Origin of the sequence: Neorhizobium sp. CSC1952, assembly GCF_030378245.1 — a bacterium.
GTDB lineage: Bacteria > Pseudomonadota > Alphaproteobacteria > Rhizobiales > Rhizobiaceae > Neorhizobium > Neorhizobium oryzae_A.
Genome location: NZ_CP128416.1, coordinates 2,585,705 through 2,601,211 on the forward strand (window position 1 = coordinate 2,585,705; position 15,507 = coordinate 2,601,211).

Here is a 15,507-nt window from a genome sequence, read left to right on the forward strand (position 1 = left end):
CAAAATAGGCCGGATCGGAGACTTGAGCCGGCCCGATCCGGGCCGAACGATCATTGAACTCGAACGAGCGGGAAGATCGATGCCGTCGCTATCGACCTTGTTATCCTTGTTCATAGATGGCGCGTCTTACGGAATGATCCTGTTCCTGATCGCGTCGGGTCTCACCGTCACGCTCGGGATCATGCGCATCGTCAACCTGTCGCATTGCGGTTTCGCGATGATCGGCGGCTATGCGGCGCTGGCTCTCGTCTCGATGGGGCTGCCTCTATTGGCCGCCCTGCCGATCGCCGTCCTCTTCACCATGGCGGTCGGTTTCCTGCTGGAACAGACGATCTACCGGGTCGTCTACCGGACGCACGAGTTCGGGCAGATCCTGATGACGCTCGGCCTCACCTATCTGATGGTTGCGACGATCAATCTGCTCTTCGGCTCGCTGATGCAGAACATTCCGGTGCCGGAGGCGCTGAACGGCGTCTGGCTGGCTGGCGGGCTGACCATTTCGAAATACCGCATCTTTCTGGTGGCGGTCAGCGCCGGCGTCGCGGTGCTTCTGTGGGCGACCTTCGAATGGACGATGTTCGGCGCCAAGCTGCGTGCCGCGATCGACAATCCGCGCATGGCGCGGGCCTCGGGGATCGATGTCGGCCGGCTGCTTTCGGTCGCCTTTGCGGCCGGCTGCGGGCTTGCGGCGCTCGGCGGCGTGCTCGGCGCCCAGATGCTGCCGCTCGAACCCTTCTACGCGCTCAAATATCTCGTCCTGGTCCTGATGGTGGTGACCGTCGGGGGGCTCGGGAGCCTCAAGGGATCGCTGGTCGCGGCGCTGGCGCTCGGCCTGATCGATACGTTCGGGCGCTATTTCGTGCCGGAGTTCGGCGGCTTCGTGATCTACGTCACGGTCTTCGCGTTCCTGCTGGTCCGGCCGAGGGGGCTTTTCCAAAATGCGTAAGCCCGAAAATACCATCGGGACCTCGGTTCCGGAGATGCGCTCGGCGCTCAGGACCCACCGCTTCGGCTGGTTCGAGATCGTCATGCTCGTGGTTTTCGTCGCCGTCTATTACCTGCTGCCGGGCTATCTGCCGCTCGCAACGCAGGTGGCGATCATGATCATCTTCGCGATCTCGCTCGACCTCGCCCTCGGCTACGGCGGCATCGAGACGCTCGGCCATACTGTCTTCTACGGGATCGGCGGCTATGCGGCCGGACTTTATGCGCTGCATGTCTGGCAGGAGCCGATCTCCGGATTGCTGGTGGCGGCAATCGCGGCCGGCATTTTCGGCACCGTCAGCGGCGTCGTGGTGCTGAGGGCGAAGGGATTGACGCTCGTGATGCTGACGCTCGCCTGCGCCACGATGGTGCACGAATTCGCCAACAGCATGCGTGCGGTCACCGGCGGCGACGACGGCCTCAGCGGCTACCGGATCGATCCGGTCTTCGGCCTCTTCCGTTTCGATCTCTTCGGCCGGACGGCCTATATCTACAGCGTCTGCATCCTCATCGTCGTTTTCCTCATCGCACGTGTCGTCGCCAACTCGAATTTCGGGCTGACGGCCCGGGGCATCCGCTCCAACGCGCAGCGTATGCAATTGCTCGGCGTGCCGGTGCTGAACCGCCTTGTTCTCCTCTATGCGATTTCCGGCGCGCTTGCCGGCATTGCGGGAGCGCTTTCGGCACAGGTGACCAAGCTCGTCGGGCTCAACACGCTCGCCTTCACGCTCTCGGGCAATGTGCTGATCGTGCTGATCCTTGGCGGCATCGGCCGGCTTTACGGCGCGGTGATCGGCTCGATCGTCTTCGTCGTGCTGTCCGACCGCGCGGCCGCCATCGACCCGTTCAACTGGCTCTTCATCCTCGGCGGCCTGATCGTTCTCACGGTCTGGCTGGCGCCGGACGGTATCGCGGGGCGCTTCTCGGCACTGACCCAGCAACTTCGTGGCCGGGAGCGGAAGTCATGAGCTTCGCGCTGGAGATCCGTAACCTGAAAAAGGCCTTTGGCGGGTTGGAAGTGACGAGGGACGTGTCGCTGACGGTGGCCGCCGGCGCGCGCCATGCGCTGATCGGCCCGAACGGCGCCGGCAAGTCGACGCTGGTCAACCTGATCACCGGCGTCCTGAAACCGAGCGGCGGCGAGATCCTGCTCGGAGGCAGCGGGATCGGCAACCTTTCCCAGGCGGAGCGGGTGAAGCGAGGGCTTGCCCGTACCTTCCAGATCAATTCACTCTTTCCGACGATGACGGTTGCCGAGAACGTGGCGCTGGCGATGGTCGCACACGACGGTGCGGATGCGCGGGTCCTCGGCAATATCAGCAGGGACCCCGCGTTGGCTGCGCGGATCGAGGAGCATCTCCTGCGCCTCAATCTCTCCGATACCGCCGATCGGCTGGTCTCAAATCTCTCTTATGGGCAGCAGCGCATCGTCGAGATGGCGCTGGCGCTCGCACTTCGGCCGAACGTGCTGCTGCTCGACGAGCCGGCGGCCGGGCTTGCAGCCAAGGACGTGGAGATGCTGCTCGACCTCCTGAAGGGGCTGCCGGACACGGTCTCGGTGCTGATCATCGAGCACGACATGGACCTGGTATTCCGGTTTGCGCAGACGATCACCGTTCTGGTCGACGGGCGGGTGCTGCTCACGGGGACACCGGAGGAAGTGCGAAAGGATCAGCGCGTGCGCGACGTCTATCTGGGGCGTCGGCATGGATAAGCTTCTCTCCGTCGAGGCGGTTCACTCGGGCTACGCCACCGTACGCGTGCTGCACGACGTGTCGTTCTCTCTGCCTGCGCAGAGCACCCTTGCCCTGCTCGGCCGCAACGGCGTCGGCAAGACGACCCTGATCGAGACGATCATGGGTCTGACCGCGCAGACCGGCGGCCGCATCGTCTTCAAGGGGAAGGATGTCAGCGCCATGCAGCCGCATCATCGCAATCAGATGGGCATGGCGCTGGTGCCGCAGCAGCGCGAGATCTTCCGCTCGCTCACCGTCGAGGAAAATCTCAAGGTCGCGGCGCGGCCCGGAGAATGGACGATCGCGCGCATCTACGATTTCTTTCCCCGGCTTTACGAACGGCGCGGCAATGGCGGCGGTCAGCTTTCCGGCGGCGAACAGCAGATGCTGGCGATGGGCCGGGCGCTTGCCGGCAACCCCTCCCTGCTCCTGCTCGACGAGCCGTTCGAGGGGCTGGCCCCGGTCATCGTTGATCTGCTTGTCGATGCGATCAATCGAATCCGCACCGAAGGGGCGATCGCTTCCATCGTTGTCGAACACTATGTCGATCTGGCGCTCGAGATGGCCGAGACGGCGATCGTTCTCGACCGCGGCCGCGTCTCCTGGGGCGGATCGAGCCGGGAGCTCAAGGCCGCGCCGGACCTGATGGCGTCGCTGATCGGCCTCGGCGCCGAAGGCGCGTGACTTTTCCCTGCAATCGAAACCAGAAGTGGATGGAGCAAGATGAAAACTCTTGAGGATAGAATTAGAGCGGCAGGCAATCCTGCGACCATGCTGCTGAACGCGCAGACGGGCCGGTATCAGTTCCCGGTTCCTCCGGAATTCACCAACTGGATAGAGGAGCAGCAGGCCTGGCGTCAGGCAGCCGCGCTGATGGACCAGTCCTTCCACATGACCGACCTTTATGTCCGGGGTCCCGACGCGTTGAAACTCGTCTCGGATCTTGCGGTCAACAGTTTTGCCAATTTCGGCCGCAACAAGGCCAAGCAGATCGTCTGCTGCAACTACGACGGCTATGTGATCGGCGACGCGATCATCTTCGGGCTGGAAGACGACGAGTTCAATATCGTCGGGCGCCCCGTCCTGCCGAACTGGATCCAGTACCATGCGGAGACGGGGGGCTATAACGTCACCATCGAGCGGGACGAGCGGAAACTCGACAATCCGGACAAGCCGCGCAAGACCTATCGCTACGAAGTGCAGGGGCCGAACGCGCTGAAGATCCTCGAAAAGGTGAATGAAGGCGGGCCGCTGACGACGAAGTTCTTCAACATGGGCGAGATCACCATTGCCGGCTGCAAGGCGCGTACGCTGTCCCACGGCATGGGCGGCGCGCAGGGGCTGGAGCTCTGGGGACCGTTCGAGGACGGCGCCAGGGTGAAGGCGGCCTTGCTCGAAGCCGGCAAGGAATTCGGACTGAAACAGGTCGGCGCCCGCGCCTATTCCTCTGCGGCTGCCGAATCCGGCTGGGTGCCGTCGCCGCTTCCGGCGATCTATACGGGCGACAAGATGAAGCCCTACCGCGAATGGCTTGCCGCAAACAGTTTCGAAGGCGTCTCCTCGCTCGGAGGCAGCCTCTCCAGCGAGCGGATCGAGGATTATTATCTCACTCCCTGGGATCTCGACTACGGCCGGGTCGTCAAGTTCGACCACGACTTCGTCGGCCGCGCGGCGCTTGAAAAGATGGCGAACGGACCGCACCGCCGCAAGGTGACGCTTGTCTGGGAGAGGGACGACATCCTGAAAGTCTTCGGCGGCATGATGGAAGACGGCGATCCGCCGAAATACATGGAAATGCCTTCGGCCTATTATGCCACGCACCCCTATGACCGCGTCCAGGCGGGCGGCAAGGATATCGGCATTTCGATCAGCCCGGTCTTCTCTTCGAACGAACGGGCCTGGATTTCGCTTGCCATTCTTCCCGAAGAGTTCGCCACGCCCGAAACAGTTGTGGATGTCATATGGGGCGAACCGAACGGAGGCACGGGCAAGCCGAATGTCGAGCGCCACCGGCAGGTCTTCGTCGGCGCGACGGTGCATCCCTGGCCGATCCACGAAGCGTCGCGGAAGTTCTATCGCTCGCAGACCTGAGAGTTGGATTTTGTCGTGGCGGCGGAGCGCATTCGCCGCCACGGAATTCGGAAGTCAGTTCTTTTGCATGACCTCACCGATGATCTTGGAGAGGCTGTAGAGCCGCTGCTCGATGAGCGTCGGAACCTCGCAGACATAGGTGAGCGACTGGACCCGCTCCTCGAAGACGCGCGTCTCCCATGTCAGCTGCTCGTTATTTCTGGCAAGCACTGTCTGGTCGGCATCGGCTGTGGTGCGCATCTTGTCGATTTCAGCCGCTTTCCTTCTGAGATCGGCGGCGAGCTGCCTCTGCTTCTCGGCATAGCGCGCAATGCCGGAGATGATCTGGCCGCGCTCGATGTTGATCTTGTCGAAAACACCCATGAAAAGCTGCTCCAGCTTTTCGTGCATCTGATCTTTCGGCAGGGTTACAGCATAATCCGAAATCTGCTTGCGGGCATTTTCGATCGGATTGCTGCGCTTGACGAGTTCGGCGGCGAGATCGGACACCCGCGGATCCCTGTTCCATTGCCCGGCCGTTTCGGCAAGTTCCTCGCCGGTCCACACCTGGCCGATCGAAAGTTCGGGGACCTTGCGTTGAATGCAAGGCCATTCGGGATCGGTATTGGCCGCGGCATGGGCCATCGATGCGGCAGGCAGCGCTGCGAGCAATGCGATCACAGGAAGATATCGGCTCATTGGCTTCCTCCCATATCCTGCTTGCGGACGGTAAGACCGCGTGCGGGATTATAGGCCAGAATGGCTCCGCCGAGCAGGGCAAGCGTGACGGCCAGAACGACGGCCAGCGACGTCCATTCGATACGTCCATAAAAGGCGAAGCGGATAAGCTCGACCGCATAGGTGAACGGGTTGAGGATGCAGATCTTGTAGAGGAGCGGACTCGCTTCCTGAACCCGCCAGAGCGGGTAGAGCGCGGAGGAGGCGAAATACATGGGAAAGATGACGAAATTCATGATGCCTGCGAAATTCTCCAGTTGCTTGACGAGGGACGACAGCAGCATGCCGAGCGCGCCGAGCATCAATCCGGAAAAGAAAAGGGCGGGCAGGATCAGGAGATAGCCTTCGAGCGGGGCCTTGACGTCCCAGAACCAGGCGATCGCCAGGAAGGCGTAGACCTGAAGGAGGGAAACGGCGACCCCCGCCAGAAGCTTGGAGACCAGCAGGTACCAGCGGGGGAAGGGGCTGACGAGCAGGATGCGCATGTTGCCCATTTCCCGGTCGTAGACCATCGACAGCGAGGACTGCATGCCGCTGAAGAGAAGGATCATGCCGCACAATCCCGGCGTGATGTAGACCTCGTAGAGAACGTAGGTCTCGTAAGGCGGTATGATCGAGACGCCGAGCACCTGCCGGAACCCGGCCGCGAATATGAAGAGCCAGAGCAGGGGGCGGACGAGCGAGGAGACGAAGCGCTCCTTCTGCGAAAGGTATCGCAGCCATTCGCGCAGAAGAATGCCCTTGAGACAGACGAGATACTGGACCGGGGTGAAACCTCTCGATCGCTCCGGCGGTGAACCGGCAAATGTTCCGGCCGCGTCGGTCATGATTTTCCTCCCCGGACGTTCATGTCCGTGATCCCGGTCAGTTTCGAGAAGGCCTGATTGATGGTCTCCGCGCCGGTCTCGGACAGAATGGCCGAAACCCGGCCGTCGGCGACGAGCCTTCCCTTGTCGAGAACGAGGACCTGATCCGCCTGGCCGACCTCGTCGATCAGATGGGTCGCCCAGAGCACGCTGATGCCGTGCTCCTTAACGAGCGCGCGGATGTCCTTCAGAATGGTCGCGCGCGACTTGATGTCGAGGCCCACCGTCGCTTCGTCGAGCAGCAACAGGGAAGGGCGATGCAGCAGGGCGCGGATGATCTCGACGCGCCTCACCTGTCCGCCCGAAAGGCCGCGCACCTTTTCCTCGATGCGGTCGGCCATGTCGATGGATTGAAGAAGCTCGTCGATACGCTGCCGCGCCACACGCGTTCCTATGCCGTGGAGCGAGGCGTGGTAGAGGAGATTCTGCCGGACGCTCAGGTCGAGGTCGAGGGTGCGGGCCTGGAACACGATGCCGAGACGCCTGAGCGCCGGGCCCGAGTTCCGGTTTATATCCTGGCCGAAGACGCGGATGCGTCCCGTCCGCGGCGAAAAGAGATGGCTGACGAGCGAGAAGAGCGTCGTCTTGCCCGCACCGTTGAGCCCAAGGAGTACGGTGAACCGCGCGGGCTCTATGGAAAACGAGACGTTGTCGAGCGCCTTTCGCTGCCCGTAGCTATAGCTGACGGATGCGAGTTCGAGAGCGGCGGTTGCCGCTCTCTCCTCGTTCTTGGATGTTTCGGTCAAACGGGATTGCAGCTTCATCGAATTGCCTTTCACAAGCGGCAGCCTTGCCGCGGCCCGAACGGACCACGCCCGGGATGGCTACTTGATGATGATCTTGCCCGTCATTCCCTTGTCCGCCAGGTCGGGGACCGACCATGTATATTCGCCCGGCCGCACCGTCGTGAACTGGACGTTGATCGTTCCTTCGGCGTCGAATTCCAGCCATGCCGGCGCGCCGTTCATGTGAACTTCGAGGTCGTTGATGACGATCTGGTTCATCCAGACATTGCGGAAGAGATCGGTCATGAACTTGTATTCGAGCCCGGCCGCGGAGGTGATCTTCCACCGGTAGCCCTGTCCTGCGATGAGTTCGAAGTCCTTCTGGTTCACGGCGAAGTTGTCGTCCTTCGATCCCAGGATCAGTTCCGGGACGTTCTGGCTCGCCCGCGTGACTTTCGGCGCATCGTCGTCGTCATCGTCGTTGTCAGCAGCCTGGGCGAAGGCCTGGTTCTGCATGGAAAGAGCGCTGACGAGTGCAGCAAAAGCAATAACCGTGAATTTCGACATATCTTCCTCCCTTTGAAAAATCGAAATGCGGATCAGTTTGGTGCGACCGTCACGCCCCACGGCAGTGCGCCGACGGTGACGGATTTGATGGGCTCGTCGCTCTTCGTGTCGATGAAGGTGATATCGTTCGAAAGCCCGTTGGTGCTGATCAGGTTTTGGCCGTCCGGCGTGAATGCCAGTTGCCAGACGCGCTGGCCCACGAGGATATATTTTTCCACCTCGTAGGTTTCGGCGTTGACGACCGCCACCCGGTTGGCGGGGCCGAGGGCGACATAGGCCTTCTTGCCGTCCGCGGTGATCCGCACGCCCACGGGCTGAATTGCCTCCGAGCGCAGGCCCTGGATCTCGAAGGTGATCTTTTTGACGATCTCCTTGGAGGCGTTGTCGATGACCGACACCGTGCCGCCGATTTCGGAGGATATCCAGACCTGCGATCCGTCCGGCTTGAACTCGGCAAAGCGCGGGCGCGAATCCACGAGCACGTTGGCCACGATCTCGTGGCTCGAGGTATCGATGAAATGCGCCATGTTGGTGGTTTCGGACGTGTTCACCATCGTCTTGCCGTCGGGGCTGATGCCCATGCCCTCGGGCTCCACGCCGACCGGTATCTCGGTGATGACCCTTTTCTTCTCGACATCGATGACGGTGACGAGATTGTCGTCCTCGTTGGCGACGTAGAGCGTCTTGCCGTCCGGCGAGAGGACGAAGAGCTCGGGATCGGGACCGGACGGCAGCGTGCCGATGATCTGATGCGTTGCCGTGTCGATGATCTGGACGGTGTCGTCGTCGCTGGCGCAGATGTAGAGATGTTTCCCGTCGTGGGAAATCGTGATGCCGCGCGGTCTCTGCCCCACGTCGATCGTCTTGGTTACCTCCATCGTCTTGGAATCGACGACCGTGACGGTATTGTCCCTCTCGTTTGAGACATAGACGGCGTTTGCCCACGACGGCGCCGCATCGATGACAGCGGCGACGGCCCCCGCGAGCAGGTAAGCATGTCTGCGCATTCTCTCCTCCCGTTTTCGTTTTTAGTTCAATTTGCAGGCCGTCTCCGGCTGATCCACTCCCAATGTATCGAGTTCGGAAAACTGATGAAGAAACCCCTCCTGCGGCGACGTGGAGATCACTCCGCGTCCGTCGCCGAGGAAAACCGGCTGGCGGAGCTGCCAGTTCCACCGGCGGAAGCTCACCTTCTGCCCCTTGAAGGCTGCCAGCGAAAAATTCTCGTCCTTTATGAAGGCCTCGATCTTTGCGGTGTCATTGCTGTTCGCCCGCGTCGCCGCCTCGCCGAGGATGCGCACCGCCGTCCATGCCTGCATGTCCTTGCCGAGCATGCGCCGCCCGGTCGCTTTCTCGAAACGGTTCTGGATCTGCGAACCGCCCCATTGCTCGCTGGCCGGATGCCAGGAGGAGGGGATGAGGCCTGCCGTTCCGGCAACCGGCCGCGGGTCCCAGGTCCGGAAGGGGACATAGCTGCCGAAGACTTCGCTCTCGTCCGCGACGATGACGACGTCATGTTGCGGCAGGTTCTGCGTGAAGACCGGCATCTGCCGCTGGACCTGAACGACGCCGCTGTCGGTTCTGCGGGCCGTGCCGGTGTCCTCGTAGAGCCGTTCCTCGACGATCTTGGCGCCGAAGCGTTTGGCCGCCCGCCGGATCGCGTCGGCAAAGAGCCGGTCCGGTTCGTGGGAGCCATAGAGAAGGACCCAGCTGCGCCACTGCTTCCAGACCAGATATTGCGCCAGGCCATCGGCAAGCATGGTGCGGGTCGGAGCGGTGTGGAAGACGTTGGAGCGGCATTCCTGCTCGCGCAGGATATCGTCCGTCGATCCGACGTTGAAGAGGAGCACGCCGTTTTCCCTGGCGAGATCGGCGATGGAGAGCAACTGTTTGGCCGAGATATCGGTCAGCACATATTTCTCGCCACGCGCCAGCATCTCCCTGAAAACCGGGACGACATCCTCCTCCCGTTTCGTCCGGACCACGTCCAGGCTGAAGGACTGGCCGAGAAACCTTCCGGTTGTATTGTTGTCGTTGATGGCGACGTTGGCTCCGGCAACGCCCTCATCCTCCGGAGGGATATCCAGGACCGAAAGCGCCAGCTGCGGCTCATAGGCCCTGAGATAGCCTATGCGGATTTCCGTTACGGGCTTGGTGGCCGGATTCTGTTGCGCCATCGGCTGCGGCGCATTGACGAGCAGGAAAAAACAAGCGACAAAAAATACAAGAGTATTCGGCACCGTACTCTTCATCGTCATACCACGCTCCGCGCCGGCCTTCAGCGAAGGCGGCTGCGCTGTACAGATAAGGTGCCCACTATGTTTGTACCCAAATCCCCGATAAACTCAATACTTGTACTCAGCTTTTCTCGCCCCGGCTGGAAAAGATGCCGTGCATGGGGAGTGAGCCTATGACCTTGATGCTGGCCAGCGTCCAAAATCGCCAAGAAGCGGAGATCGCTCTGCAAGCGGGGGCGGACATCATCGATCTCAAGGACCCGGCGCGCGGCGCGCTCGGATCGGCAGACATCCGGCAAATCACCGATGTGGTCGGCTTCGTCTCCGGCAGAAGGCCCGTCAGTGCCGCCTGCGGGGAATTTTCCGGTGACCCGGCGGCCCTCAGGGCAAGGGTCGAGGAGGTGGCCGCCACGGGGGTGGATTTCGTCAAGATCGGGTTTCTTCCGCCGTATCGCATCGCGGCGGGTGTGGAGGCGCTGGCGGACATTGCCGGCCGCAAAAGACTGATAGCCGTCCTTTTCGCCGATCACCGATATGAGGAGAGCGTCATGACATCGTTCGCGAAAGCCGGCTTCTACGGCATCATGCTGGATACCAACGACAAATCGAAGGGAAGACTGCTGGATCATATGCCGCCGGACGAGATTTCCGACTTTGTGGACGAAGGACGGCGGCACGGGTTGATGACGGGTCTGGCGGGATCGCTGGAAGCGCCGGACATTCCGCGGCTGTTGCCTTCCACGCAACATAAGGGCAAGCCGGATTTCCTCGGTTTCCGGGGTGCGCTCTGCAAAGATCTCGCCAGAAACGGCGACATCGACGCCGAGGCGACGGGGAAGATACGTGCTCTCATTCCAGGGGAGCGGCCTGTCGAAAAGCCGGCCGGCGCCAGCCTCGAACTCCTGGCGGCACGCGGATATTTCCCCGGTACGGCCGACGACAGTCTCGGGACGGATCAGATCTTCGTGCGGGATTTCGTCCTGCCTGTCGATATCGGCGCCTACAGGTTCGAACACGGCAAGCCGCAGAAGGTGCGGTTCGATGTGACGGCGGACGTTCTTCGCGTCACGCGCGATCCGAAGGACATGCACGAAATCGTGTCCTACGACCTCATCATGGACGGCATCCGCTCTCTGGTCAGCCATGGCCATGTCGACCTGGTCGAAACGCTCGCCGAGCAGACGGCGGCCTTCATCCTTGAAAATCCGCGCGTGGCGCGCGTCGTCGTCCGGGTGGAGAAACTGGAGCTCGGGCCGGGTGGCGTCGGGGTGCAGATCGAGCGAAAAAGGGAAAGCGCCCGTTCGTCGAACCCGCTCCGGGTCGTGTCGTCGGCCGATGGAGGAAGGAAGGCGGGATGACGCCGCTGGTCGTCAAGCTTGGAGGAAGCACGGCCGGCCGCATCGAGATGGAGCAGTGGATCACCGTGCTGGCGTCGGCGACCTTTCCGCTGGTGATCGTCCCCGGCGGCGGGCCGTTCGCGGACCAGGTGCGGTCCTCGCAACGGGAGATGCATTTCTCGGACGCCGCAGCCCATGAGATGGCCATACTCGCCATGGAGCAGTTCGGCATCGTGATCGCGGAACGGCATCCGCGCCTTCAGCCGGCCCGCTCGATCGGTGAGCTCGAAGCAATCCTTGTGGAAGGCGGAGTGCCGGTATGGCTTCCATCGCAGATGACCCGCAATGCCGACATCGCTCCGTCTTGGGACATCACGTCCGATTCGCTCGCCGCCTGGCTGAGCAGGCAGATCGGCGGCCGGCATCTCCTGCTGTGCAAGCAGGTCGATCCGGAAGCCTTTCCAGAAGGCTTGCAAGCGCTGGTTGACAACGGCGTGGTGGATGCCATGCTGCCGGAACTGCTTGGGGAGGAGACAAGCTTGTATATCGCCGGACCATCGTCGCTGCGCTCGCAGCTGATGGAGCTGCCCATGAGCCGCATACCGGGACGCCGCGTGGGAATGCACGCGAAGGCCGGAGGAGGGGATCGCAGATGACGCGGCTTCATACGCCGCGCTGGGCCTGGGTTCTCACCGGATCGGGCCACTTCTTCGTCGAATGTTTCGAGCTGATCCGCTCGCTCGACCATTGCGATGTCTTCGTGACGAAGGCCGCCGACGAGGTGCTCAGGATGTATGGGCTGAAGCTCGATTTTTCGGAGACGACGCGCGTGCTGCACGACAAGACGGCGAGCGCGGTTCCGGTCGGTGAGTTCTATCACGGCGTCTACCACAGCGTGGTGATCGCGCCCGCCACGTCGAACACGGTCGCCAAATGCGTCGCGGGCATTTCCGACACGATCGCCACGAACGTCTATGCGCAGGCCGGAAAATGTCGCCTGCCGTCGATCGTCTTCGCCTGCGATACCGCGCCGGAGCTGGAGACGATGGCGCCGCACGGCATGGTGAAAGTCTATCCCCGGCCGATCGATCTGGAGAATACCGAGCGTCTCAAGACGTTCGAATACACCGAAGTCGTCGAATCCTTCGCCGATCTGAAGCTGGCGGTGGCGCGCCGGAAAGGAGAGATCGAGGGCAGTGGCTGAACATCTCGTCTTCCTGACCGGACACCTGGCAAAGACCAGGCTCGAAAACGTTCTCGCCGGACTGGGAGCGACGCCATTCACCTACGAAATCATCGATATCGGCGTGAAGGTCGCAGCCCTGATGACGGAAGAGATCGTCAGCCGGCGCCTGTCCCGATCGCTGAAGGCGGACCGGATCGTGCTGCCGGGCCGCTTCAGGGGGCATCTGGAAAGGCTGAGCGAGACGTTCGGTATCCCCTTCGTCCGCGGGCCGGACGAGGTTGCGGATCTGCCGACCTATCTCGGCCGAGCCGGAAAACTGCCGGACCTCTCGCGCCACGACATGCGCATCTTCGCCGAGATCGTCGACGCATCGGTCCTTTCGCCGGAAGCCTTGCTGCAACGGGCCAAAGCCCTTGCGGAGGCCGGTGCGGATGTGATCGACCTCGGCTGTCTTCCCGACACGCCCTTCGCCCATCTGGCGGAGGCGATCGGATGGCTCAAGGCCGAAGGGCTTTCCGTCAGCGTCGACTCGGCCAATCCCGACGAGCTGGAGCTCGCCGCCCGCTCCGGCGTCGATTATCTCCTGAGCCTCAACGAAAAGACCATCGATATCGCCACCCGTCACAAGGTGACACCAATTCTGGTCCCGGCCGTGCCGGGCGACCTCGACTCTCTCGGCCGTGCCATCGAGGCGGCGCAGGAAGCGGGCATATCCTTCATTGCCGATCCGGTTCTCGATCCGATCCATTTCGGTTTTGCCGCTTCTCTGGGGCGCTTCATCGAGGCGCGTCGCCGCTGGCCGGATGTGGAGATGATGATGGGCACCGGCAACCTGACCGAATTGACCGATGCGGATTCGTCAGGGGTGACGGCGATCCTTGCGGGCCTGTGTTCGGAGCTTGCGATCGCGAACGTGCTGGTCGTCAATGTCAGCCCGCATACGGTGCGCACGGTGGAGGAGCATGACCGGGCGCGCCGCATCATGTTTGCCGCAAGGAACGATCATGCGCTGCCGCGCGGTTACGATGCCGGCCTCCTGCAGATCCACGACCGTTCGCCCTTCACGGGCAGCATCGCGGATATCGACGCGCTGGCCGGGACCGTGCGCGACGCCAATTTTCGGATCATGACCGCTCCGGACGGCATCCATGTCTTCAACAATCAGGGACATTGGACGGCCAAGGATGCCTTCGATCTCTTTCCTTCCCTCAATGTCGCGCAGGATGGCGCACATGCCTTCTATCTCGGCGCGGAATTGATGAAGGCGGAGATCGCCTGGAAGCTGGGCAAGCGCTACTCGCAGGACGAGCCGCTCGCCTGGGGCGTGGCGAGCCTGCGGACCAGCGAGGACCGCACCCGCCTCGCCGAGGCCGGGCATACGCTCAAGGCGAAGAAGGATGCCCCATGACCTTCATCCGGGAAACGATCGTGACGACGGTAAGCGCCGAGGGGCGGGTGCATATCGCGCCGCTCGGGATCATCGCGCAGGACGACGGATGGATCATCGCGCCGTTCCGGCCCTCCACCACGCTCGAAAACCTCACCGCCGTGCCGTTCGCCGTCGCCAACTATACGGACGACATGCGGATCTTCGCGGGCTGTCTGACCGGGCGGCGGGACTGGCCCGTCGTTCCAGTCGAGGGCTGTCCCGTTCCGCGTCTCGAGGCGGCGCTCAGCCATTCCGTTCTGCAGGTCGCGTCCGTCAGGGAGGACGAACTGCGTCCGCGCTTCTTCTGCAAGGTCGTTGCGGAGGCCATGCACGCCCCCTTCACCGGGATGAACCGGGCCAAGGCGGCCGTGCTCGAACTCGCGATCCTGGTGAGCAGGCTGCATATGCTGCCGAAGGAAAAGATCGATTCCGAGATCGCCTACCTGACGATCGCAATCGACAAGACGGCCGGGCCGGACGAACGGCAGGCCTGGGATTGGCTGATGGAGCGGGTGGACGAACACCGCGCCGCGCATTGACGATCGGTTGGGAAGGCCGTCCTTACAGAGTTTCGCGCGTGGACCAGAGCAGGGCGACGGCAGCGGCAGGTGCTGCCTTGCTTGCATCATCTCGCGCATCTTCCGAGGCTGCTGCGATGAGGGTGCCGAAATCCACGTAGGGCCGCTCCAGGCGTTTTGCGAGCTGCATGATCTGCGGGCGGCCGATCCCCGCGCCTATGACCGGTGCGGCAGGGTTCAGCCTCGCATTGCCGGCCACCATGAACGCGCCGTCGTAGATCATCCGCAATTGGTGCTCGCTGAACCAGCGGGCGATGTCGATCCACTCGCCTTCATCGAGATCGGCGCTGTCGCGCCCCACCATGCGGGCGATACGCCCGATCGATCCGGCAAGCGACTTGGTTCTGCGGTCGGCAGCGGGATAATGGTCGTCGGCCTCGTCCAGCGTACCGAGAACGCGCCCGAGATCGGCCGTGTTGGCGAAATATTCGTTCATCAGCGGCGTCATCGTGCCGCGCACCGGAACCCGTTCGGAGATGCCGATCAGTGCCGAGCGCGTGAAGCCGGTATAGACGAGCTCGCCGGTCAGCAGGCGCTCCGCATCGGAATAGCCGCTGTTGCGGAGCTTTCCGCCACCGAATGCAATGATGTCGGTCGTCGTCGAACCCATGTCGACGAAAAGGCCGTCGCTTCCGGTTTTGGCACTCCATTCAGCCGTCGCGTGCCAGTTGGCAGAAGCGATGTCGGGGCCGAGATCGTAGGCACGGGAAAGACCGACGAAACCCGTACGGCCGGCGTAGATATGGATATTGTCGTGGCCGAACTCCGTTCCGATGAAATCCAGGATGCCGCGAATGCCGGCTTCCCGTGACGGAAAGCCGTCCGACAGTTCGCCCGTCATCGTGAAGACATGGGTTGCGTCCGGTGCGAAAAGCGGCCGCAGCCGGTTCAGCGCATCGCGCACCTGATCAAGCCCGAGCCACATCGACGCCTTGACGGTGCTGGCATGCGTAATCCGGCCGTTTTCGGCCCGCGCCATCTTCAGGTGCGCCCCGCCGATGTCCCAGCCTATAACTTGCTTTTCTTCTTCCGCAGTTCCGGCTTTCATGTGAGT

The 15,507-nt window shown here is 62.4% G+C and carries 17 protein-coding genes; 10 read left to right on the forward strand and 7 right to left on the reverse strand.

The genetic code is table 11. From position 1 onward, the window contains the following. Window positions 1-79: 79 nt before the first annotated feature. The 5 genes from QTA58_RS12630 to QTA58_RS12650 are packed head-to-tail and all read left to right on the forward strand — an operon-like array spanning window position 80 to window position 4,811. Window positions 80-946: a branched-chain amino acid ABC transporter permease gene (locus QTA58_RS12630; RefSeq protein ID WP_085420644.1), complete on the forward strand. Its 867-nt coding sequence runs from the start codon at window positions 80-82 to the stop codon at window positions 944-946. Continuing rightward, on the forward strand, window positions 939-1,952 hold the full coding sequence (locus QTA58_RS12635) for a branched-chain amino acid ABC transporter permease (RefSeq protein ID WP_289669087.1): 1,014 nt from the start codon (window positions 939-941) through the stop codon (window positions 1,950-1,952). Before QTA58_RS12630 ends, QTA58_RS12635 begins: the two co-directional genes overlap by 8 nt. After that, on the forward strand, window positions 1,949-2,698 hold the full coding sequence (locus QTA58_RS12640; protein WP_289669088.1) for an ABC transporter ATP-binding protein: 750 nt from the start codon (window positions 1,949-1,951) through the stop codon (window positions 2,696-2,698). Before QTA58_RS12635 ends, QTA58_RS12640 begins: the two co-directional genes overlap by 4 nt. Then, window positions 2,691-3,404: an ABC transporter ATP-binding protein gene (locus tag QTA58_RS12645; protein ID WP_289669089.1), complete on the forward strand. Its 714-nt coding sequence runs from the start codon at window positions 2,691-2,693 to the stop codon at window positions 3,402-3,404. The genes QTA58_RS12640 and QTA58_RS12645 overlap by 8 nt, the downstream gene beginning before the upstream one ends. 39 nt (window positions 3,405-3,443) lie before the next feature. Next, complete coding sequence (locus QTA58_RS12650) at window positions 3,444-4,811, forward strand: aminomethyl transferase family protein (RefSeq protein WP_289669090.1); 1,368 nt, start codon at window positions 3,444-3,446, stop codon at window positions 4,809-4,811. A gap of 54 nt (window positions 4,812-4,865) precedes the next feature. On the opposite strand, the gene QTA58_RS12655 is transcribed toward QTA58_RS12650, so the two are convergent. The 6 genes from QTA58_RS12655 to QTA58_RS12680 form a co-directional block, all read right to left on the reverse strand. Next, window positions 4,866-5,489, reverse strand: coding sequence for a hypothetical protein (locus QTA58_RS12655; protein WP_289669091.1), 624 nt, complete (start codon window positions 5,487-5,489; stop codon window positions 4,866-4,868). Beyond that, complete coding sequence (locus tag QTA58_RS12660; RefSeq protein WP_085420639.1) at window positions 5,486-6,355, reverse strand: ABC transporter permease; 870 nt, start codon at window positions 6,353-6,355, stop codon at window positions 5,486-5,488. Before QTA58_RS12660 ends, QTA58_RS12655 begins: the two co-directional genes overlap by 4 nt. Next, complete coding sequence (locus QTA58_RS12665; RefSeq protein WP_289669092.1) at window positions 6,352-7,140, reverse strand: ABC transporter ATP-binding protein; 789 nt, start codon at window positions 7,138-7,140, stop codon at window positions 6,352-6,354. Before QTA58_RS12665 ends, QTA58_RS12660 begins: the two co-directional genes overlap by 4 nt. Before the next feature lie 78 nt (window positions 7,141-7,218). Beyond that, complete coding sequence (locus QTA58_RS12670; RefSeq protein WP_085420637.1) at window positions 7,219-7,686, reverse strand: hypothetical protein; 468 nt, start codon at window positions 7,684-7,686, stop codon at window positions 7,219-7,221. Window positions 7,687-7,718: 32 nt separating this feature from the next. Further along, window positions 7,719-8,693 carry a YVTN family beta-propeller repeat protein gene (locus QTA58_RS12675; RefSeq protein ID WP_289669093.1) on the reverse strand — a complete coding sequence of 325 codons (975 nt, stop codon included), beginning with the start codon at window positions 8,691-8,693 and terminating at the stop codon, window positions 7,719-7,721. Between the two features lie 21 nt (window positions 8,694-8,714). After that, window positions 8,715-9,863, reverse strand: a complete 1,149-nt coding sequence (locus QTA58_RS12680) for an ABC transporter substrate-binding protein (RefSeq protein WP_289673154.1) — start codon at window positions 9,861-9,863, stop codon at window positions 8,715-8,717. Between the two features lie 233 nt (window positions 9,864-10,096). Here QTA58_RS12680 and QTA58_RS12685 point away from each other — a divergent pair, with 233 nt between their 5' ends. From QTA58_RS12685 to QTA58_RS12705, 5 genes are read left to right on the forward strand one after another with little or no spacing between them, the layout of a single operon-like run. Further along, a complete protein-coding gene (locus tag QTA58_RS12685; RefSeq protein WP_289669094.1) occupies window positions 10,097-11,281 on the forward strand; it encodes a (5-formylfuran-3-yl)methyl phosphate synthase in 1,185 nt (394 codons plus the stop codon). After that, window positions 11,278-11,916 (forward strand): hypothetical protein, encoded by a 639-nt coding sequence (locus QTA58_RS12690; protein WP_085420634.1) that lies wholly within the window; start codon window positions 11,278-11,280, stop codon window positions 11,914-11,916. Before QTA58_RS12685 ends, QTA58_RS12690 begins: the two co-directional genes overlap by 4 nt. Further along, a complete protein-coding gene (locus QTA58_RS12695) occupies window positions 11,913-12,464 on the forward strand; it encodes a flavoprotein (protein WP_085420633.1) in 552 nt (183 codons plus the stop codon). Before QTA58_RS12690 ends, QTA58_RS12695 begins: the two co-directional genes overlap by 4 nt. Further along, complete coding sequence (locus tag QTA58_RS12700) at window positions 12,457-13,854, forward strand: DUF6513 domain-containing protein (RefSeq protein ID WP_289669095.1); 1,398 nt, start codon at window positions 12,457-12,459, stop codon at window positions 13,852-13,854. The genes QTA58_RS12695 and QTA58_RS12700 overlap by 8 nt, the downstream gene beginning before the upstream one ends. After that, complete coding sequence (locus QTA58_RS12705) at window positions 13,851-14,414, forward strand: DUF447 domain-containing protein (protein WP_289669096.1); 564 nt, start codon at window positions 13,851-13,853, stop codon at window positions 14,412-14,414. Before QTA58_RS12700 ends, QTA58_RS12705 begins: the two co-directional genes overlap by 4 nt. A gap of 22 nt (window positions 14,415-14,436) precedes the next feature. Here the strand turns inward: QTA58_RS12705 and QTA58_RS12710 are convergent, their stop codons facing one another. Continuing rightward, window positions 14,437-15,501: a hydantoinase/oxoprolinase family protein gene (locus QTA58_RS12710; protein WP_289669097.1), complete on the reverse strand. Its 1,065-nt coding sequence runs from the start codon at window positions 15,499-15,501 to the stop codon at window positions 14,437-14,439. Window positions 15,502-15,507 lie beyond the last annotated feature (6 nt).